This window comes from Salmonella sp. SA14318, from assembly GCF_029866905.1.
GTDB classification, from domain to species: domain Bacteria; phylum Pseudomonadota; class Gammaproteobacteria; order Enterobacterales; family Enterobacteriaceae; genus Salmonella; species Salmonella enterica.
In genome coordinates, this window is record NZ_CP123282.1 from 1,784,765 (window position 1) to 1,805,826 (window position 21,062).

At 39.3% G+C, this 21,062-nt stretch carries 17 protein-coding genes and 1 pseudogene; all 18 read left to right on the forward strand.

Going from position 1 to position 21,062, the window contains the following annotated elements; genetic code table 11:
- The 18 genes and pseudogenes from QEN32_RS08320 (at position 1) to wzzB (ending at position 21,018) form a co-directional block, all read left to right on the forward strand.
- Positions 1–994, forward strand: a pseudogene (locus QEN32_RS08320) (CDP-6-deoxy-delta-3,4-glucoseen reductase).
- Positions 991–1,764: a glucose-1-phosphate cytidylyltransferase gene (rfbF, locus tag QEN32_RS08325; protein ID WP_000648783.1), complete on the forward strand. Its 774-nt coding sequence runs from the start codon at positions 991–993 to the stop codon at positions 1,762–1,764. Before QEN32_RS08320 ends, rfbF begins: the two are co-directional and overlap by 4 nt.
- Positions 1,765–1,768: 4 nt before the next feature.
- Positions 1,769–2,848, forward strand: coding sequence for a CDP-glucose 4,6-dehydratase (gene rfbG / locus QEN32_RS08330; RefSeq protein ID WP_265322287.1), 1,080 nt, complete (start codon positions 1,769–1,771; stop codon positions 2,846–2,848).
- Positions 2,849–2,874: 26 nt separating this feature from the next.
- Entirely contained in the window at positions 2,875–4,188 is a 1,314-nt protein-coding gene (rfbH, locus tag QEN32_RS08335; protein WP_000126351.1) for a lipopolysaccharide biosynthesis protein RfbH, read from the forward strand.
- A 13-nt stretch (positions 4,189–4,201) separates the two neighbouring features.
- Positions 4,202–5,083, forward strand: coding sequence for a CDP-abequose synthase (gene rfbJ / locus QEN32_RS08340; RefSeq protein ID WP_000887842.1), 882 nt, complete (start codon positions 4,202–4,204; stop codon positions 5,081–5,083).
- A complete protein-coding gene (locus tag QEN32_RS08345; RefSeq protein ID WP_001079813.1) occupies positions 5,083–6,423 on the forward strand; it encodes a hypothetical protein in 1,341 nt (446 codons plus the stop codon). The genes rfbJ and QEN32_RS08345 overlap by 1 nt, the downstream gene beginning before the upstream one ends.
- Entirely contained in the window at positions 6,416–7,378 is a 963-nt protein-coding gene (locus QEN32_RS08350; protein ID WP_265322288.1) for a glycosyltransferase family A protein, read from the forward strand. The genes QEN32_RS08345 and QEN32_RS08350 overlap by 8 nt, the downstream gene beginning before the upstream one ends.
- 46 nt (positions 7,379–7,424) lie before the next feature.
- Positions 7,425–8,039, forward strand: coding sequence for a DapH/DapD/GlmU-related protein (locus QEN32_RS08355; RefSeq protein WP_024797753.1), 615 nt, complete (start codon positions 7,425–7,427; stop codon positions 8,037–8,039).
- 1 nt (position 8,040) lies between these two features.
- Complete coding sequence (locus tag QEN32_RS08360) at positions 8,041–9,084, forward strand: glycosyltransferase family A protein (protein WP_061376593.1); 1,044 nt, start codon at positions 8,041–8,043, stop codon at positions 9,082–9,084.
- Between the two features lie 93 nt (positions 9,085–9,177).
- A complete protein-coding gene (locus QEN32_RS08365; RefSeq protein ID WP_024797755.1) occupies positions 9,178–10,377 on the forward strand; it encodes an O-antigen polymerase in 1,200 nt (399 codons plus the stop codon).
- Positions 10,377–11,387, forward strand: coding sequence for a glycosyltransferase family 1 protein (locus QEN32_RS08370; RefSeq protein ID WP_001060530.1), 1,011 nt, complete (start codon positions 10,377–10,379; stop codon positions 11,385–11,387). Before QEN32_RS08365 ends, QEN32_RS08370 begins: the two co-directional genes overlap by 1 nt.
- Entirely contained in the window at positions 11,374–12,531 is a 1,158-nt protein-coding gene (locus QEN32_RS08375; protein WP_265322289.1) for a glycosyltransferase family 4 protein, read from the forward strand. The genes QEN32_RS08370 and QEN32_RS08375 overlap by 14 nt, the downstream gene beginning before the upstream one ends.
- A gap of 14 nt (positions 12,532–12,545) precedes the next feature.
- On the forward strand, positions 12,546–13,967 hold the full coding sequence (locus tag QEN32_RS08380) for a mannose-1-phosphate guanylyltransferase/mannose-6-phosphate isomerase (RefSeq protein WP_024798623.1): 1,422 nt from the start codon (positions 12,546–12,548) through the stop codon (positions 13,965–13,967).
- 7 nt (positions 13,968–13,974) lie between these two features.
- Positions 13,975–15,411: a phosphomannomutase gene (locus QEN32_RS08385; protein WP_024797757.1), complete on the forward strand. Its 1,437-nt coding sequence runs from the start codon at positions 13,975–13,977 to the stop codon at positions 15,409–15,411.
- Between the two features lie 78 nt (positions 15,412–15,489).
- Entirely contained in the window at positions 15,490–16,920 is a 1,431-nt protein-coding gene (locus tag QEN32_RS08390; RefSeq protein ID WP_024797758.1) for an undecaprenyl-phosphate galactose phosphotransferase WbaP, read from the forward strand.
- 163 nt (positions 16,921–17,083) lie between these two features.
- Complete coding sequence (gene gndA / locus QEN32_RS08395) at positions 17,084–18,490, forward strand: NADP-dependent phosphogluconate dehydrogenase (RefSeq protein ID WP_000043533.1); 1,407 nt, start codon at positions 17,084–17,086, stop codon at positions 18,488–18,490.
- 235 nt (positions 18,491–18,725) lie between these two features.
- Positions 18,726–19,892: a UDP-glucose 6-dehydrogenase gene (gene ugd, locus QEN32_RS08400; protein ID WP_000704833.1), complete on the forward strand. Its 1,167-nt coding sequence runs from the start codon at positions 18,726–18,728 to the stop codon at positions 19,890–19,892.
- 142 nt (positions 19,893–20,034) lie between these two features.
- A complete protein-coding gene (gene wzzB, locus QEN32_RS08405) occupies positions 20,035–21,018 on the forward strand; it encodes an LPS O-antigen chain length determinant protein WzzB (protein ID WP_076937130.1) in 984 nt (327 codons plus the stop codon).
- The last annotated feature ends 44 nt before the right edge of the window (positions 21,019–21,062 follow it).

A 21,062-nucleotide genomic window follows, 5' to 3' on the forward strand; every position in this document is an offset into this window, starting at 1 on the left:
GTGTCTCATATTATTAAGATTTTTCCATCAAATATTGAATTTTCCGGTAGAGAGGATGAATCAATCCTCGATGCTGCGCTATCGGCTGGCATCCATCTTGAACATAGCTGCAAAGCGGGTGATTGTGGTATCTGTGAGTCCGATTTGTTGGCGGGAGAAGTTGTTGACTCCAAAGGTAATATTTTTGGACAGGGTGATAAAATACTAACCTGCTGCTGTAAACCTAAAACCGCCCTTGAGCTAAATGCGCATTTTTTTCCTGAACTAGCTGGGCAGACAAAAAAAATTGTCCCATGCAAGGTAGATAGTGCTGTACTGGTTTCAGGCGATGTTATGACTTTGAAGTTACGCACACCACCAACAGCAAAAATTGGCTTCCTTCCAGGACAGTATGTCAATTTACATTATAAAGGTGTAACTCGCAGTTATTCTATCGCTAATAGTGATGAGTCGAATGGTATTGAGTTGCATGTAAGGAATGTTCCCAATGGTCAGATGAGTTCGCTCATTTTTGGGGAGTTACAAGAAAATACTCTTATGCGCATTGAAGGGCCTTGCGGAACATTTTTTATTCGCGAAAGTGACAGACCTATAATCTTCCTTGCAGGCGGTACTGGATTCGCTCCAGTTAAATCAATGGTTGAGCATCTCATTCAGGGAAAATGTCGTCGTGAGATCTACATTTACTGGGGAATGCAAGATAGTAAAGATTTTTACTCTGCATTACCGCAGCAGTGGAGTGAACAGCATGAGAACGTTCATTATATCCCTGTTGTTTCTGGTGATGACGCCGAATGGGGGGGGAGAAAGGGATTTGTCCATCATGCCGTGATGGATGATTTTGATTCTCTAGAGTTCTTCGATATATATGCATGTGGTTCACCTGTGATGATCGATGCCAGTAAAAAGGACTTTATGATGAAAAATCTCTCTGTAGAACATTTCTATTCTGATGCATTTACTGCATCTAAATAATATTGAGGGTAATTTATGAAAGCGGTCATCCTGGCTGGTGGACTTGGTACCAGACTAAGTGAAGAAACAATTGTAAAACCAAAACCGATGGTAGAAATTGGTGGCAAGCCTATTCTTTGGCACATTATGAAAATGTATTCTGTGCATGGTATCAAGGATTTTATTATCTGCTGTGGTTATAAAGGATATGTGATTAAAGAATATTTTGCGAACTACTTCCTTCACATGTCAGATGTAACATTCCATATGGCTGAAAACCGTATGGAAGTTCACCACAAACGTGTTGAACCATGGAATGTCACATTGGTTGATACGGGTGATTCTTCAATGACTGGTGGTCGTCTGAAACGTGTTGCTGAATACGTAAAAGATGACGAGGCTTTCCTGTTTACTTATGGTGATGGCGTTGCCGACCTTGATATCAAAGCGACTATCGATTTCCATAAGGCTCACGGTAAGAAAGCGACTTTAACAGCTACTTTTCCACCTGGACGCTTTGGCGCATTAGATATCCAAGCTGGTCAGGTCCGGTCATTCCAGGAAAAACCGAAAGGCGATGGGGCAATGATCAATGGTGGTTTCTTTGTGTTGAATCCATCGGTTATCGATCTCATCGATAACGATGCAACAACCTGGGAACAAGAGCCATTAATGACATTGGCACAACAGGGGGAGTTAATGGCTTTTGAACACCCAGGTTTCTGGCAGCCGATGGATACCCTACGTGATAAAGTTTACCTCGAAGGGCTGTGGGAAAAAGGTAAAGCTCCGTGGAAAACCTGGGAGTAAGTAGATGATTGATAAGAATTTTTGGCAAGGTAAACGTGTATTCGTTACCGGCCATACTGGCTTTAAAGGAAGCTGGCTTTCGCTATGGCTGACTGAAATGGGTGCAATTGTAAAAGGCTATGCACTTGATGCGCCAACTGTTCCAAGTTTATTTGAGATAGTGCATCTTAATGATCTTATGGAATCTCATATTGGCGATATTCGTGATTTTGAAAAGCTGCGCAATTCTATTGCAGAATTTAAGCCAGAAATTGTTTTCCATATGGCAGCCCAGCCTTTAGTGCGCCTATCTTATGAACAGCCAATCGAAACATACTCAACAAATGTTATGGGTACTGTCCATTTGCTTGAAGCAGTTAAGCAAGTAGGTAACATAAAGGCAGTCGTAAATATCACCAGTGATAAGTGCTACGACAATCGTGAGTGGGTGTGGGGCTATCGTGAGAACGAACCCATGGGAGGGTACGATCCATACTCTAATAGTAAAGGTTGTGCAGAATTAGTCGCGTCTGCATTCCGGAACTCATTCTTCAATCCTGCAAATTATGAGCAACATGGCGTTGGTTTGGCGTCTGTGAGGGCTGGTAATGTCATAGGCGGAGGCGATTGGGCTAAAGACCGTTTAATTCCCGATATTCTGCGCTCATTTGAAAATAACCAGCAGGTTATTATTCGAAACCCATATTCTATCCGTCCATGGCAGCATGTACTGGAGCCTCTTTCTGGTTACATTGTGGTGGCGCAACGCTTATATACAGAAGGTGTTAAGTTTTCTGAAGGATGGAATTTCGGCCCGCGTGATGAAGATGCGAAGACGGTCGAATTTATTGTTGACAAGATGGTCACGCTTTGGGGTGATGATGCAAGCTGGTTACTGGATGGTGAGAATCATCCTCATGAGGCACATTATCTGAAACTGGATTGCTCTAAAGCAAATATGCAATTAGGATGGCATCCGCGTTGGGGATTGACTGAAACACTTGGTCGCATCGTAAAATGGCATAAAGCATGGATTCGCGGCGAAGATATGTTGATTTGTTCAAAGCGTGAAATCAGCGACTATATGTCTGCAACTACTCGTTAAGAAAATAAGTTTAAGGAATCAAAGTAATGACAGCAAATAACCTGCGTGAGCAAATTTCTCAGCTTGTCGCTCAGTATGCGAATGAGGCATTGAGCCCGAAACCTTTTGTTGCAGGTACAAGCGTTGTGCCTCCTTCCGGGAAGGTTATTGGTGCCAAAGAGTTACAATTGATGGTTGAGGCGTCTCTTGATGGATGGCTAACTACTGGTCGTTTCAATGATGCCTTTGAGAAAAAACTTGGGGAATTTATTGGGGTTCCTCATGTTTTAACGACTACATCTGGCTCTTCGGCAAACTTGCTGGCACTGACTGCGCTGACTTCCCCAAAATTAGGCGAGCGTGCTCTCAAACCTGGTGATGAGGTTATTACTGTCGCTGCTGGCTTCCCGACTACAGTTAACCCGGCGATCCAGAATGGTTTAATACCGGTATTCGTGGATGTTGATATCCCGACATATAATATCGATGCCTCTCTCATTGAAGCTGCAGTTACTGAGAAATCAAAAGCGATAATGATCGCTCATACACTCGGTAATGCATTTAACCTGAGTGAAGTTCGTCGGATTGCCGATAAATATAACTTATGGTTGATTGAAGACTGCTGTGATGCCCTTGGGACGACTTATGAAGGCCAGATGGTAGGTACCTTTGGTGACATCGGAACCGTTAGTTTTTATCCGGCTCACCATATCACAATGGGTGAAGGTGGTGCTGTATTCACCAGGTCAGGTGAACTGAAGAAAATTATTGAGTCGTTCCGTGACTGGGGCCGGGATTGTTATTGTGCGCCAGGATGCGATAACACCTGCGGTAAACGTTTTGGTCAGCAATTGGGGTCACTTCCTCAAGGCTATGATCACAAATATACTTATTCCCACCTCGGATATAATCTCAAAATCACGGACATGCAGGCAGCATGTGGTCTGGCTCAGTTAGAACGCGTGGAAGAGTTTGTAGAGCAGCGTAAAGCTAACTTTTCCTATTTGAAACAGGGTTTGCAATCTTGCACTGAATTCCTCGAATTACCAGAAGCAACAGAGAAATCAGACCCATCCTGGTTTGGCTTCCCTATCACCCTGAAAGAAACTAGCGGTGTTAACCGTGTCGAACTGGTGAAATTCCTTGATGAAGCAAAAATCGGTACACGTTTACTGTTTGCTGGAAATCTGATTCGCCAACCGTATTTTGCTAATGTGAAATATCGTGTAGTGGGTGAGTTGACAAATACCGACCGTATAATGAATCAAACGTTCTGGATTGGTATTTATCCAGGCTTGACTACAGAGCATTTAGATTATGTCGTAAGTAAGTTTGAAGAATTTTTTGGTTTAAATTTCTAATTTTTAGAATAGGATGCTTGATGTGAATAAGAAAATCCTAATGACTGGCGCTACTAGCTTTGTAGGTACCCATCTACTACATAGTCTCATAAAGGAAGGTTATAGTATTATTGCATTAAAGCGTCCTATAACCGAGCCAACGATTATCAATACCTTGATTGAATGGTTGAATATACAAGATATAGAAAAAATATGTCAATCATCTATGAATATTCATGCGATTGTCCATATTGCAACAGACTATGGTCGAAACAGAACCCCTATATCTGAACAATATAAATGTAATGTCCTATTACCAACAAGACTGCTTGAGTTAATGCCAGCGCTTAAAACTAAATTCTTTATTTCTACTGACTCTTTTTTTGGGAAATATGAGAAGCACTATGGGTATATGCGTTCTTACATGGCATCTAAAAGACATTTTGTAGAACTATCAAAAATATACGTAGAGGAACATCCAGACGTTTGTTTTATAAATTTACGTTTAGAACATGTTTACGGTGAGAGGGATAAAGCAGGTAAAATAATCCCGTATATTATCAAAAAAATGAAAAACAATGAAGATATTGATTGTACGATCGCCAGGCAGAAAAGAGATTTTATTTATATAGACGATGTTGTTTCGGCCTATTTGAAAATTTTAAAGGAGGGTTTTAACGCTGGACACTATGATGTCGAGGTGGGGACTGGAAAATCGATAGAGCTAAAAGAAGTGTTTGAGATAATAAAAAAAGAAACGCATAGTAGTAGTAAGATAAATTATGGTGCAGTTGCGATGCGTGATGATGAGATTATGGAGTCACATGCAAATACCTCTTTCTTGACTCAATTAGGTTGGAGTGCCGAGTTTTCTATTGAGAAGGGTGTGAAAAAAATGTTGAGTATGAAAGATTAATGAATCGTATTATTAGAATGTTAGGTGTAGATAAAGCAATTCGTTATGTTATTTTTGGTAAGATAATATCTGTATTAACGGGTTTGCTGTTAATAATGTTAATATCACACCATTTATCTAAAGACGCACAGGGCTATTATTATACATTTAATTCAGTAGTGGCACTACAGATAATATTTGAATTGGGGCTATCAACGGTAATCATTCAATTCGCTAGCCACGAAATGTCAGCGTTAAAATATGATTATTCTGAACGAGATATTATAGGTGAAAGTAAAAATAAGCAACGTTACCTATCGTTATTTCGGTTGGCAATAAAATGGTATGCAGTAATAGCTTTGCTAATAATATTAATAGTCGGTCCCATCGGGTATGTTTTTTTTACGCAAAAAGAAGGCTTAGGTGTACCTTGGCAAGGGGCATGGTTATTATTAACAATAGTTACAGCTTTTAATATTTTTCTTGTTTCTGTACTTTCTGTCGCTGAAGGGAGTGGGTTAATTACTGATGTGAATAAAATGAGAATGTATCAGTCGCTGTTAGCTGGTATATTGGCAGTAAGCTTACTTATTAGTGGCTTTGGACTATATGCTACGTCTGCAATAGCTATTTCAGGGACTATCATCTTCTCCATATTTTCATATAAGTATTTTAAAAAAATTTTCCTGCAATCTTTAAGGTATAAAAATAAATATACTGAAGGTGGTATTTCATGGGTTAATGAAATATTTCCTATGCAATGGCGAATTGCTCTAAGTTGGATGTCAGGGTATTTTATTTATTTTGTTATGACCCCCATTGCATTCAAATATTTCGGGGCTATATATGCAGGGCAGTTAGGGATGTCTTTAACATTATGCAATATGGTAATGGCTACGGGCCTGGCTTGGATATCCACTAAATATCCAAAATGGGGAGTAATGGTTTCCAACAAACAACTTGCGGAACTGAGTAAATCGTTCAAAAGTGCAGTAATGCAATCATCCTTTTTTGTCTTGACAGGGTTAACTGGTGTATACATTTCATTATGGTTATTGAAATTATCTGGTTCAAACATTGGCGAGCGGTTTTTGGGATTGCAGGATTTTTTCTTTTTATCTTTAGCAATTATTGGTAATCACATTGTAGCTTGCTTTGCAACCTATATAAGAGCGCATAAAACTGAAAAAATGACATTGGCATCATGTATAATGGCTCTCTTGACTATAACTACAATGTTGTTTGTTGCATATTTAGAGTACTCGAGGTTCTACATGTTAATGTATGCAGCACTAACGTGGTTATATTTTGTTCCTCAAACTTATATAATCTTTAAAAAATTCAAGAGTTCTTATGAGTAAAAAACCTCTTCTTACTATTGCTATTCCGACATATAACCGCTCTTCATGTTTGGCTCGTTTACTTGATAGTATAATTCAACAGGAGAACTATTGTCATGATGAACTCGAGGTTATTGTTTGTGATAATGCTTCAACAGATGAAACAGCAAGAATAGCCAAGAGTGGCTTAGATAAAATAAGAAATAGTACTTATCATCTAAATGAAGAAAACTTAGGAATGGATGGTAACTTCCAGAAATGTTTTGAGTTATCAAATGGAAAATATCTTTGGATGATTGGCGATGATGATCTAATAGTCAAAAATGGTATTTCGAAGGTTTTTTCGATATTAAAGTCCCGGCCTGCATTAGATATGGTGTATGTAAACTCAGCAGCAAAGACTGAGTTAAATTATAATGCTGATGTGAGGACGTCATTCTACACAAATGATGTAGATTTTATTTCAGACGTGAAAGTTATGTTCACGTTTATTTCTGGAATGATATGTAAGAAAACTGATGCAATTGTCAAAGCCGTTGGTATTTTCAGTCCGCAAACTACTGGAAAATATCTTATGCATTTAACATGGCAATTGCCATTACTTAAACAGGGTGGAGAGTTCGCAGTTATCCATAATAATATAATTGAGGCTGAGCCAGATAATTCAGGTGGATATCATTTATATAAGGTTTTTTCTAATAATCTTGCGACAATCTTTGATGTTTTTTATCCCAGAGACCACCGTGTAAGTAAGAGAGTTCGCGCATCAGCATGTTTATTCTTACTTAACTTCATAGGCGACGAAGATAAAACCAAAAATTTTGCTACAAATAATTATTTAAGAGATTGCGATAGTGCATTTATAGATTTAATTATATATAAATATGGGCTTAGGTTTTTCTATCTATACCCTAAAACTGTGCCTTTATTTAGAAAAATAAAATATATTATAAAGACGGTTTTAATGCATAAATAAAAATTATTCAAGGTGGTTTGCTGAAAACGACTTATAGGACTATCTAATGCTTGTCTATATTTTAAGATTAAAACTAAATCTTATCATATCATTATTGAGTAAAGTTAGGCGGAAATTAAAAGCGAAGTTTCTTGTTCTGCTTAGCGGATATGATTTTAAAATGGTTGGGAAGAATTTTAAATTGAATGTCAAACCTTACTCTGCAAAAAATAACACCTCTTCCAAATGGGGTAGTATGCGGGTTGGTGATAACTGCTGGATTGAAGCTGTATATAATTATGGTGATGAAAAATTTGAACCTTATTTGTACATAGGTGATCGTATATGTTTAAGTGATAATGTTCATATTTCTTGCGTATCATGTTTAATTTTAGGAAACGATATATTAATTGGTAGCAAAGTTTATATAGGCGATCATAGCCATGGCAGTTATAAAGTATGCAGTCCGAAAATAGAACCGCCAGCAAATAAGCCATTAGGTGATATTGCTCCTATTAAAATAGGTAATTGCTGCTGGATTGGAGATAATGCAGTAATTCTGGCTGGTAGTGAAATTTGTGATGGCTGTGTAATCGCAGCTAATTCAGTCGTCAAGGATTTAAAAGTCGATAAGCCATGTTTAATTGGTGGGGTTCCTGCTAAAGTAATAAAGGTATTTTAAAATGAATGTTTTTATCAGTATTTGTATACCGTCTTATAATAGAGCTGAGTTTTTAGAGCCACTACTGGATAGCATATATAATCAAGATTATTGTTTAAAGAATAATGATTTTGAGGTCATTGTTTGTGAAGATAAATCTCCACAAAGAGATGAGATAAACTCTATTATCGAAAACTATAAAGCAAAAAATAATAAACATAATCTTTATGTTAATTTCAATGAAGATAATTTAGGCTATGATAAGAATTTAAAAAAATGCATTAGTTTGACGACAGGTAAATATTGCATGATCATGGGCAACGATGATCTATTAGCAGATGGAGCGTTATCAAAAATAGTGAAAGTTTTGAAGGCTAATCCTGAAATTGTATTGGCTACGCGAGCGTATGGTTGGTTTAAGGAAAATCCGAATGAGTTATGTGATACTGTTCGTCATTTAACAGACGATACTTTATTTCAGCCGGGGGCTGATGCTATTAAATTTTTCTTCCGTAGAGTTGGAGTTATTTCAGGCTTTATTGTCAATGCTGAAAAAGCAAAAAAACTATCGAGTGATTTATTTGATGGGCGTTTATATTATCAAATGTACCTTGCTGGTATGCTAATGGCTGAAGGTCAGGGATACTATTTTAGCGACGTGATGACATTGTCGAGGGATACAGAGGCTCCTGACTTTGGTAACGCTGGAACTGAAAAAGGAGTTTTCACCCCGGGGGGGTATAAACCAGAGGGCCGTATACATATGGTTGAAGGCTTGTTGCTAATTGCAAAATATATAGAAGATACAACAAAAATTGATGGCGTTTATGCTGGAATTAGAAAAGACTTAGCGAACTATTTTTATCCTTATATTCGAGATCAACTCGACTTGCCTCTTTATACTTATATTAAAATGATAAATAAATTTCGGAAAATGGGATTTTCAAATGAAAAGCTTTTCTATGTGCATGCCTTTTTAGGGTATGTACTAAAACGGAGGGGCTATGATGCTTTAATTAAATACATTCGTAGCAAAAAAGGCGGTACTCCGCGTCTTGGTATTTAACCTCCACTTTCAAAAAATGTTATGAATATACTTCTTGCTGCGATATTAGGCGTTAACTTATTTTCTCCATATATTAGTTCGTGGATGGTGGGTATGCTGCCATTTCCACCAGGAGCAATCCTAAGGGATGTACTCAATGTATTTTTTGTGGCGTTAGTGCTAGTTCGATTTGTCATTGATAGGAAAAAAACTTATTTCCCGTTGGTTTTTACTATTTTTTCATGGTCGGCGGTAATACTATGGGTAATAGCGTTAACTATATTCTCACCGGATAAAATTCAAGCAATTATGGGGGGGCGGAGTTATATTTTATTCCCGGCAGTTTTCATAGCATTAGTGATTTTAAAAGTATCATACCCGCAATCCTTAAATATTGAAAAAATAGTTTGCTACATAATTTTTCTAATGTTTATGGTTGCGACAATATCTATTATTGATGTACTAATGAATGGAGAGTTCATTAAATTGCTCGGATATGATGAGCATTATGCAGGAGAACAATTAAACTTAATTAATAGCTATGATGGGATGGTCCGGGCTACAGGCGGTTTTAGTGATGCTCTCAATTTTGGATATATGCTCACATTAGGTGTTTTGTTATGTATGGAGTGTTTTTCCCAAGGATATAAAAGATTATTGATGCTTATTATTAGTTTTGTGCTATTTATAGCGATCTGCATGAGTCTTACTAGAGGAGCAATACTTGTTGCTGTGCTTATTTACGCACTTTATATAATTTCAAATCGGAAGATGCTTCTTTGTGGAATAACTTTATTTGTAATAATTATACCCGTTTTAGCAATTTCTACTAATATTTTTGACAACTATACAGAAATTTTGATCGGCAGGTTTACAGATTCGTCTCAGGCATCGCGTGGATCTACACAGGGACGGATAGATATGGCAATTAATTCATTAAACTTCCTGTCAGAACATCCATCAGGTATAGGTCTGGGTACTCAAGGTTCAGGAAACATGCTTTCGGTAAAAGATAATAGGTTAAATACGGATAATTATTTTTTCTGGATCGCCCTTGAGACTGGTATTATTGGCTTAATCATAAATATTATTTATCTGGCAAGTCAATTTTATTCTTCAACTTTACTAAATAGAATATATGGCAGTCATTGTAGCAATATGCACTATAGATTATATTTTCTCTTTGGAAGTATATATTTTATAAGTGCAGCGTTAAGTTCAGCACCTTCGTCATCAACTTTTTCTATATATTATTGGACAGTTTTAGCTTTGATTCCATTTTTAAAATTAACAAATAGACGGTGCACGCGATAATGAATAATAAAAAGGTTTTGATGGATATCAGTTGGTCTAATAAAGGGGGGATTGGACGTTTTACTGATGAAATTTCTAAACTACTATGTGATATATCTAAGGAGGAACTATATAGAAAATGTGCTTCTCCGCTGGCCCCATTAGGTTTAGCAGTCAATATTTTTCTGCGAAAGAAAACTGATGTGGTTTTTCTTCCTGGCTATATTCCACCACTTTTTTGTTCGAAAAAGTTCATAATAACAATACATGATCTAAATCATCTGGATTTAAATGATAATTCATCTCTTTTTAAGAGGTTATTTTATAATTTTATAATAAAGCGCGGTTGTAGAAAAGCATATAAAATATTTACAGTTTCGAATTTTTCAAAAGAAAGAATAGTAGCATGGTCAGGTGTAAACCCTAATAAAATAGTCACGGTATATAATGGGGTATCTAGTCTATTTAATGCCGATGTAAAACCATTGAATTTAGGCTATAAATATTTGCTATGTGTAGGAAACAGAAAAACTCATAAGAATGAGAAGTGTGTTATATCTGCCTTTGCCAAAGCAGATATTGATCCATCAATAAAACTCGTTTTTACTGGTAATCCTTGTAATGATTTAGAAAAACTAATAATACAACATGGTTTAAGTGAACGTGTAAAGTTCTTTGGGTTCGTGTCTGAAAAAGATTTACCATCGTTATATAAGGGCTCGTTAGGATTAGTTTTCCCTTCTTTATATGAAGGTTTTGGATTACCTGTAGTGGAGGGCATGGCCTGTGGTATTCCTGTATTAACTTCTCTAACTTCATCATTGCCAGAGGTGGCTGGAGATGCAGCGATTCTTGTCGACCCTCTTTCGGAAGATGCTATTACTAAAGGAATTTCGAGGTTAATTAATGATTCTGAACTTCGTAAGCATTTAATCCAAAAGGGGCTTTTGCGGGCAAAGAGGTTCAATTGGCAAAACGTGGTTAGTGAGATTGAAATGGTACTGACAGAGGCATGTGATGGAAATAAATGAAATAAAAATATCTCTCGTTCATGAGTGGTTATTAAGTTATGCAGGCTCCGAACAGGTATCATCTGCCATCCTGCATGTTTTTCCTGAAGCGAAGTTATATTCGGTGGTTGATTTTCTAACGGATGAACAAAGAAGACATTTTCTGGGGAAATATGCGACTACCACATTTATTCAAAATTTACCTAAAGCTAAAAAATTTTACCAGAAATATTTACCACTAATGCCACTGGCTATTGAACAACTTGATTTATCAGATGCTAATATCATCATTAGTAGCGCCCATTCCGTTGCAAAAGGTATTATTTCCGGACCAGATCAGCTTCACATTAGCTATGTTCATTCTCCTATTCGATATGCGTGGGATTTACAGCATCAGTACCTTAATGAGTCTAACCTGAATAAAGGAATTAAAGGTTGGTTAGCAAAATGGCTTCTTCACAAAATACGAATTTGGGATTCTCGAACCGCAAATGGGGTTGATCATTTTATAGCTAATTCTCAATATATCGCGCGTAGAATTAAAAAAGTATACAGACGTGAGGCTTCAGTTATATATCCGCCTGTAGATGTGGATAATTTTGAAGTAAAAAATGAAAAGCAAGACTATTATTTCACAGCATCCCGTATGGTACCCTACAAACGTATTGATCTTATTGTCGAAGCCTTTAGTAAAATGCCGGAAAAGAAATTAGTAGTTATTGGTGATGGACCGGAGATGAAAAAAATAAAGAGCAAGGCTACAGACAATATAAAATTGCTCGGTTATCAATCTTTTCCTGTTTTAAAAGAGTATATGCAGAGCGCCAGGGCGTTTGTTTTTGCAGCGGAAGAGGACTTTGGAATAATACCTGTCGAAGCTCAAGCTTGCGGTACCCCTGTTATCGCCTTTGGGAAGGGTGGGGCCTTAGAAACCGTTCGCCCACTAGGTGTAGAGGAACCGACTGGCATTTTCTTCAAGGAACAGAATATTGCTTCTTTGCATGAAGCTGTTAGTGAATTTGAAAAAAATGCATCATTTTTTACATCTCAGGCTTGTAGAAAAAATGCAGAAAAATTTTCTCGATCAAGATTTGAACAAGAATTTAAGAACTTTGTTAATGAAAAGTGGAATCTTTTCAAAACAGAACAGATTATTAAACGTTAATTATGGTTTATTGAATGTCTAAATTAATACCAGTAATAATGGCCGGTGGGATTGGTAGCCGTTTGTGGCCACTTTCACGTGAAGAGCATCCGAAACAGTTTTTAAGCGTAGATGGTGAATTATCTATGCTGCAAAACACCATTAAAAGATTGACTCCTCTTTTGGCTGGAGAACCTTTAGTCATTTGTAATGATAGTCACCGCTTCCTTGTCGCTGAACAACTTCGAGCTATAAATAAACTAGCAAATAACATCATATTAGAGCCAGTGGGGCGTAATACAGCCCCAGCTATAGCGCTGGCCGCTTTTTGTTCACTTCAGAATGTCGTCGATGAAGACCCGCTTTTGCTTGTCCTTGCTGCGGATCATGTCATCCGCGATGAGAAAGTGTTTCTTAAAGCTATCAATCACGCTGAATTTTTTGCAACACAAGGTAAGCTAGTAACGTTTGGTATTGTACCCACACAGGCCGAAACTGGCTACGGTTATATTTGTAGAGGTGAAGCAATCGGGGAAGATGCTTTTTCTGTAGCCGAATTTGTAGAGAAGCCTGATTTCGATACAGCGCGTCATTATGTAGAATCAGAGAAATATTATTGGAACAGCGGTATGTTCCTATTTCGTGCAAGTAGTTACTTACAAGAATTAAAGGATCTGTCCCCCGATATTTACCAAGCATGTGAAAATGCGGTAGGGAGTATTAATCCTGATCTTGATTTTATCCGTATTGATAAAGAAGCATTCGCAATGTGCCCTAGTGATTCTATCGATTATGCGGTAATGGAACATACTAGGCATGCAGTTGTCGTACCGATGAATGCCGGCTGGTCAGATGTGGGGTCATGGTCTTCACTGTGGGATATTTCTAAGAAAGATCCACAACGTAATGTATTACATGGCGATATTTTTGCATATAATAGTAAAGATAATTATATCTATTCTGAAAAATCGTTTATTAGTACAATCGGAGTAAGTAATTTAGTTATCGTGCAGACAGCAGATGCCTTATTAGTATCTGATAAAGATTCAGTCCAGGATGTTAAAAAAGTTGTTGATTATTTAAAAGCTAATAATAGAAACGAACATAAAAAACATTTAGAGGTTTTCCGACCGTGGGGAAAATTTAGCGTAATTCATAGTGGCGATAATTATTTAGTTAAAAGAATAACTGTTAAACCAGGCGCGAAGTTTGCTGCTCAGATGCATCTCCATCGTGCTGAGCATTGGATAGTGGTATCTGGTACTGCTTGTATTACTAAGGGGGAAGAAATTTTTACAATTTCGGAGAATGAATCAACATTTATACCTGCTAATACAGTTCATACGTTAAAAAACCCCGCGACTATTCCATTAGAACTAATAGAAATTCAATCTGGCACCTATCTTGCGGAGGATGATATTATTCGCCTGGAGAAACATTCTGGATATCTGGAGTAATGAATTGATGAAAAATATATATAATACTTACGATGTTATCAACAAATCTGGAATTAATTTTGGAACCAGTGGTGCCCGCGGCCTTGTTACCGATTTTACACCCGAAGTTTGCGCAGCATTTACCATTTCCTTTTTGACAGTAATGCAGCAAAGATTCTCATTTACAACGGTTGCGCTCGCAATTGATAATCGTCCAAGCAGTTACGCGATGGCTCAAGCTTGTGCCGCTGCTTTGCAAGAAAAAGGAATTAAAACCGTTTACTATGGCGTAATTCCAACACCTGCTTTAGCTCATCAATCAATTTCCGATAAAGTACCTGCAATCATGGTTACTGGCAGTCATATCCCTTTTGACCGTAATGGCCTGAAATTTTATAGGCCAGATGGTGAAATTACTAAAGATGATGAGAATGCTATTATTCATGTTGAAGCCTCATTTATGCAGCCTAAGCTTGAACAATTGACAATTTCCACAATCGCTGCTAGCAATTATATTCTACGATATACCTCATTATTCCCAATGCCATTCTTAAAAAATAAGCGCATTGGAATTTATGAGCATTCTAGTGCGGGTCGTGATCTCTATAAGACGTTATTCAAAATGTTGGGTGCTACAGTTGTTAGTTTAGCAAGGAGCGACGAATTTGTTCCTATTGATACTGAAGCTGTAAGTGAAGATGATAGAAATAAAGCAATCACATGGGCAAAAAAATATCAGTTAGATGCTATATTTTCAACTGATGGTGATGGAGATCGCCCTCTGATAGCTGACGAATATGGAAATTGGTTAAGAGGAGATATATTAGGCCTTCTGTGCTCTCTCGAATTAGCTGCTGATGCAGTCGCTATTCCTGTAAGCTGCAACAGTACAATCTCATCTGGTAACTTTTTTAAACATGTGGAACGAACAAAGATTGGTTCACCCTATGTGATTGCAGCATTTGCTAAATTATCTGCAAACTATAATTGTATAGCTGGTTTTGAAGCGAATGGAGGCTTTCTGCTAGGTAGCGATGTTTATATTAATCAGCGTTTACTTAAGGCATTACCAACACGTGATGCTTTATTACCTGCCATTATGCTTCTGTTTGGTAGCAAGGACAAAAGTATTAGTGAGCTTGTTAAAAAACTTCCTGCTCGCTATACCTATTCAAACAGATTACAGGATATAAGTGTTAAAACAAGTATGTCTCTAATAAATCTTGGTCTGACAGATCAAGAGGATTTTTTGCAGTATATTGGTTTTAATAAACATCATATATTACATTCTGATGTTACTGATGGCTTTAGAATCACTATCGATAACAATAATATTATTCATTTACGACCTTCAGGCAATGCCCCTGAGTTGCGTTGCTATGCGGAGGCTGACTCGCAAGAGGATGCATGTAATATTGTTGAAACTGTTCTCTCTAATATCAAAAGCAAACTGGGTAGAGCTTAATGGCTGTTGATATAGAGCGTTTCTTTCCAGTAATACTTTGTCTGGTTATCTGGTACCCAGGTTGAGGGTGAGAATTAAATGGATCGTTTTGATAATAAGTATAACCCAAATTTATGCAAAATATTATTGGCTATATCAGATTTATTGTTTTTTAATGTAGCCTTATGGGCATCGCTAGGTGTTGTATATTTAATCTTTGATGAAGTTCAGCGATTTGTACCACAAGAGCAATTGGATAATCGATTTATATCACATTTTATTCTATCTATAGTATGCGTTGGATGGTTTTGGGTTCGGCTGCGTCACTATACATATCGAAAGCCATTCTGGTATGAGTTGAAAGAGGTTATTCGTACTATCGTTATTTTTGCTGTGTTTGATTTGGCTTTAATTGCTTTTACAAAATGGCAGTTTTCACGCTATGTCTGGGTGTTTTGTTGGACTTTTGCCATAATCCTGGTGCCTTTTTTTCGCGCACTTACAAAGCATTTATTGAACAAGCTAGGTATCTGGAAGAAAAAAACTATCATCCTGGGGAGCGGACAGAATGCTCGTGGTGCATATTCTGCGCTGCAAAGTGAGGAGATGATGGGGTTTGATGTTATCGCTTTTTTTGATACGGATGCGTCAGATGCTGAAATAAATATGTTGCCGGTGATAAAGGACACTGAGACTATTTGGGATTTAAATCGTACAGGTGATGTCCATTATATCCTTGCTTATGAATACACCGAGTTGGAGAAAACACATTTTTGGCTACGTGAACTTTCAAAACATCATTGTCGTTCTGTTACTGTAGTCCCCTCGTTTAGAGGATTGCCATTATATAATACTGATATGTCTTTTATCTTTAGCCATGAAGTTATGTTATTAAGGATACAAAATAACTTGGCTAAAAGGTCGTCCCGTTTTCTCAAACGGACATTTGATATTGTTTGTTCAATAATAATTCTTATAATTGCATCACCACTTATGATTTATCTGTGGTATAAAGTTACTCGAGATGGTGGTCCGGCTATTTATGGTCACCAGCGAGTAGGTCGGCATGGAAAACTTTTTCCATGCTATAAATTTCGTTCTATGGTTATGAATTCTCAAGAGGTACTAAAAGAACTTTTGGCTAACGATCCTATTGCCAGGGCTGAATGGGAAAAAGATTTTAAACTGAAAAATGATCCTCGAATCACAGCTGTAGGTCGATTTATACGTAAAACTAGCCTTGATGAGTTGCCACAACTTTTTAATGTACTAAAAGGTGATATGAGCCTGGTTGGACCACGACCTATCGTTTCGGATGAACTGGAGCGTTATTGTGATGATGTTGATTATTATTTGATGGCAAAGCCGGGCATGACAGGTCTATGGCAAGTGAGTGGGCGTAATGATGTTGATTATGACACTCGTGTTTATTTTGATTCCTGGTATGTTAAAAACTGGACGCTTTGGAATGATATTGCCATTCTGTTTAAAACAGCGAAAGTTGTTTTGCGGCGAGATGGTGCGTATTAAGCTTACCGAGAAGTACTGAATAATAATTGTATAAAATAGTCTGCGTAAAATCTGAACGCATCAATCGCTACCTTAATATCATACCTTTGAGTTAACATACTATTCACCTTTAACCTGCCATGACCGTTTGTGGCAGGGTTTCCACACCTGACAGGAGTATGTAATGTCCAAGCAACAGATCGGCGTCGTCGGTATGGCAGTGATGGGGCGCAACCTCGCGCTCAACATCGAAAGCCGTGGTTATACCGTCTCCGTTTTCAACCGCTCCCGTGAAAAGACCGAAGAAGTGATTGCCGAGAATCCCGGCAAAAAGCTGGTGCCTTATTACACGGTGAAAGAGTTTGTTGAATCCCTCGAAACGCCTCGTCGTATCCTGTTAATGGTGAAAGCGGGCGCAGGTACTGATGCAGCTATCGATTCGCTGAAACCGTATCTGGAAAAAGGCGATATCATTATTGATGGCGGTAACACCTTCTTCCAGGACACAATCCGTCGCAATCGCGAGCTGTCTGCGGAAGGTTTTAACTTTATCGGTACCGGTGTTTCCGGTGGTGAAGAGGGCGCGCTGAAAGGGCCATCTATCATGCCTGGCGGTCAGAAAGATGCCTATGAACTGGTGGCACCGATCCTGACGAAGATTGCTGCTGTGGCAGAAGATGGCGAACCGTGCGTGACCTATATCGGCGCCGATGGTGCTGGTCACTACGTCAAGATGGTCCACAATGGTATTGAATATGGCGATATGCAGCTTATCGCTGAAGCTTACTCCCTGCTGAAAGGCGGCCTGAACCTCAGCAATGAAGAGTTGGCGAACACTTTTACCGAGTGGAATAACGGCGAGCTGAGCAGTTATCTGATCGACATCACTAAAGACATCTTCACTAAAAAAGATGAAGACGGAAACTACCTGGTGGATGTCATTCTTGATGAAGCCGCCAACAAAGGGACCGGTAAATGGACCAGCCAGAGCGCGCTGGATCTGGGCGAACCGCTGTCGCTGATTACCGAATCCGTCTTTGCGCGTTACATCTCTTCGTTGAAAGCACAACGTGTTGCCGCATCTAAAGTGCTCTCCGGGCCGAAAGCGCAGCCGGCAGGCGACAAAGCGGAATTTATCGAGAAAGTGCGTCGCGCGCTGTATCTTGGCAAGATCGTCTCCTATGCGCAGGGCTTCTCGCAGCTACGCGCCGCGTCTGATGAATATCACTGGGATCTTAACTACGGCGAGATTGCTAAGATTTTCCGTGCGGGCTGTATCATTCGCGCTCAGTTCCTGCAGAAGATCACCGATGCTTACGCAGAAAACGCCGGTATCGCTAACTTGCTGTTAGCGCCTTACTTCAAGAAAATTGCTGATGAGTACCAGCAGGCGCTGCGCGATGTCGTGGCTTACGCGGTACAGAACGGCATTCCGGTGCCGACATTCTCTGCGGCAGTGGCCTACTATGACAGCTATCGCGCCGCAGTACTGCCAGCTAACTTAATTCAGGCGCAGCGTGACTACTTTGGTGCGCACACCTATAAACGTACTGATAAAGAAGGTGTTTTCCATACCGAATGGTTGGAATAATTTCTGCAAAATGTTTAAGCCCGGTTTAATACCGGGCTTTTTTTTATCTCTATTCTTATTGATTTATCGCTTTTGCTTAATATTAACTTAATAATCTGTGTTTATCGTAATGAAGATAATCTGAATTGTTTTCGTCTGCGTTGCACTTTATATACTCAGGCGTTAAAACTTTAATATCTTATCAGGATGCGAAATACATCATGATTCATAATTAAGTTAATTCTGAGAGCGAATAATGAAAATCACGATATCCGGGACGGGTTATGTTGGCTTGTCTAATGGTTTGCTTATTGCACAACACCATGAAGTGGTGGCGTTAGACATTGTTCCTTCCCGTGTTGAACTGTTAAATGATCGGATATCTCCGATTGTTGATAAAGAAATTCAGCAATTTTTAAAGGAAGATAACATCAGATTCAGGGCAACGCTGGATAAGTTTGATGCGTACCAGAATGCAGATTACGTCATCATTGCTACGCCTACAGATTACGATCCCAAAACCAACTATTTTAATACGTCCAGTGTGGAATCGGTCATTCAGGATGTGATCAGCATCAACCCCGCAGCCGTGATGATTATTAAGTCTACGGTGCCGGTTGGCTTCACGGCGGCAATGCGTCAGAAGTTTGCGACAGAAAATATCATTTTCTCTCCGGAGTTTTTACGTGAAGGTAAAGCCCTTTACGATAACCTTTATCCCTCCCGTATCGTGATTGGGGAACAGTCTGAACGCGCCAGAGAATTTGCCGCATTACTCCAGGAAGGCGCTATTAAACAGGAGATTCCAACGCTGTTTACGGACTCCACTGAGGCGGAAGCTATTAAACTTTTCGCCAATACTTATCTCGCTATGCGAGTCGCTTATTTTAATGAATTAGACAGCTATGCTGAAACGTTAGGATTAAATACCCGACAAATTATTGAAGGGGTGTGCCTCGACCCGCGTATTGGCAATCATTATAATAATCCCTCTTTTGGTTATGGCGGATATTGTTTGCCAAAAGATACCAAACAGTTGCTGGCTAATTATCAGTCGGTGCCTAATAATATTATCTCCGCTATCGTTGAAGCAAACCGTACGCGTAAAGATTTTATTGCCGACGCTATCCTCGCCAGAAAGCCTAAAGTGGTGGGCATTTATCGCCTGATTATGAAGAGTGGCTCCGATAACTTCCGCGCCTCATCGATTCAGGGGATTATGAAGCGCATTAAAGCGAAAGGCGTAGAGGTCATCATCTATGAGCCGGTAATGGAAGAAGATACTTTCTTTAACTCACGTCTTGAACGTGATTTGCACTGCTTTAAACAGCAGGCGGATGTCATTATTTCCAACAGGATGGCGGCAGAGCTTTTGGATGTTGCTGAAAAAGTGTATACCCGCGATCTTTTCGGTAGTGATTAATAAGGCAATCGGGGCTGATGAGTCCCGATGATTTATTGACCATATGGAAATAATGTCTGATTTTTATCATTAATCCTATGGCATATATTTGCTTTATGACTACACTGTCTCCAGCTTCATCCTTTTTTTAGTTAGGGTATCTATGACAGTGGATAGTAATACGTCTTCCGGGCGTGGGAACGATCCGGAACAGATTGATTTGATTGAGTTATTGCTACAGTTATGGCGTGGGAAGATGACCATTATTGTAGCCGTTATTATCGCCATTTTGCTGGCCGTAGGCTACCTGATGATAGCCAAAGAAAAATGGACATCCACGGCGATTATTACCCAACCTGATGCCGCGCAGGTTGCCACCTATACCAACGCGCTCAACGTCTTGTATGGCGGGAATGCCCCCAAAATCTCTGAAGTGCAGGCGAATTTTATAAGCCGCTTTAGTTCTGCGTTTTCCGCATTATCGGAAGCGCTGGATAATCAGAAAGAGCGGGAAAAGCTCACCATTGAACAGTCGGTAAAGGGGCAGACGCTGCCGCTCTCGGTTTCTTATGTGAGTACTACCGCTGAAGGGGCGCAGCGTCGGCTGGCGGAATATATCCAACAGGTGGATGAAGAGGTCGCTAAGGAACTGGAAGTTGACCTGAAAGATAACATCACGCTGCAAACCAAAACGTTGCAGGAGTCCCTTGAGACGCAGGAAGTTGTGGCGCAGGAACAAAAAGATCTGCGTATTAAGCAAATCGAAGAAGCGTTGCGCTATGCGGATGAGGCCAAAATCACGCAGCCGCAGATTCAGCAAACCCAGGATGTTACCCAGGACACGATGTTCCTGTTGGGGAGCGATGCGCTAAAATCGATGATACAGAACGAAGCGACGCGTCCACTGGTCTTTTCTCCGGCCTATTACCAGACGAAGCAGACACTGCTGGACATTAAAAATCTGAAAGTGACTGCCGATACGGTGCACGTCTATCGTTATGTGATGAAGCCGACGCTGCCGGTCCGTCGCGATAGCCCGAAAACAGCCATTACCCTCGTGCTGGCTGTGTTGCTGGGCGGGATGATCGGCGCCGGGGTTGTGCTGGGGCGCAATGCGCTACGTAGCTATAAGCCAAAAGCCTTGTAAGCTTCTTTGCCGGATGGTGGTCGGCTTCGAAAGGTAAAATTTCT

What these genes read in the sequence shown, in the direction of transcription:
- rfbF (WP_000648783.1), top strand. Translation starts at nt 991, where the DNA reads ATGAAAGCGGTCATCCTGGCTGGTGGACTTGGTACCAGACTAAGTGAA.
- rfbG (WP_265322287.1), top strand. Translation starts at nt 1,769, where the DNA reads ATGATTGATAAGAATTTTTGGCAAGGTAAACGTGTATTCGTTACCGGC.
- rfbH (WP_000126351.1), top strand. Translation starts at nt 2,875, where the DNA reads ATGACAGCAAATAACCTGCGTGAGCAAATTTCTCAGCTTGTCGCTCAG.
- rfbJ (WP_000887842.1), top strand. Translation starts at nt 4,202, where the DNA reads ATGCTTGATGTGAATAAGAAAATCCTAATGACTGGCGCTACTAGCTTT.
- QEN32_RS08345 (WP_001079813.1), top strand. Translation starts at nt 5,083, where the DNA reads ATGAATCGTATTATTAGAATGTTAGGTGTAGATAAAGCAATTCGTTAT.
- QEN32_RS08350 (WP_265322288.1), top strand. Translation starts at nt 6,416, where the DNA reads ATGAGTAAAAAACCTCTTCTTACTATTGCTATTCCGACATATAACCGC.
- QEN32_RS08355 (WP_024797753.1), top strand. Translation starts at nt 7,425, where the DNA reads ATGCTTGTCTATATTTTAAGATTAAAACTAAATCTTATCATATCATTA.
- QEN32_RS08360 (WP_061376593.1), top strand. Translation starts at nt 8,041, where the DNA reads ATGAATGTTTTTATCAGTATTTGTATACCGTCTTATAATAGAGCTGAG.
- QEN32_RS08365 (WP_024797755.1), top strand. Translation starts at nt 9,178, where the DNA reads ATGCTGCCATTTCCACCAGGAGCAATCCTAAGGGATGTACTCAATGTA.
- QEN32_RS08370 (WP_001060530.1), top strand. Translation starts at nt 10,377, where the DNA reads ATGAATAATAAAAAGGTTTTGATGGATATCAGTTGGTCTAATAAAGGG.
- QEN32_RS08375 (WP_265322289.1), top strand. Translation starts at nt 11,374, where the DNA reads ATGGAAATAAATGAAATAAAAATATCTCTCGTTCATGAGTGGTTATTA.
- QEN32_RS08380 (WP_024798623.1), top strand. Translation starts at nt 12,546, where the DNA reads ATGTCTAAATTAATACCAGTAATAATGGCCGGTGGGATTGGTAGCCGT.
- QEN32_RS08385 (WP_024797757.1), top strand. Translation starts at nt 13,975, where the DNA reads ATGAAAAATATATATAATACTTACGATGTTATCAACAAATCTGGAATT.
- QEN32_RS08390 (WP_024797758.1), top strand. Translation starts at nt 15,490, where the DNA reads ATGGATCGTTTTGATAATAAGTATAACCCAAATTTATGCAAAATATTA.
- gndA (WP_000043533.1), top strand. Translation starts at nt 17,084, where the DNA reads ATGTCCAAGCAACAGATCGGCGTCGTCGGTATGGCAGTGATGGGGCGC.
- ugd (WP_000704833.1), top strand. Translation starts at nt 18,726, where the DNA reads ATGAAAATCACGATATCCGGGACGGGTTATGTTGGCTTGTCTAATGGT.
- wzzB (WP_076937130.1), top strand. Translation starts at nt 20,035, where the DNA reads ATGACAGTGGATAGTAATACGTCTTCCGGGCGTGGGAACGATCCGGAA.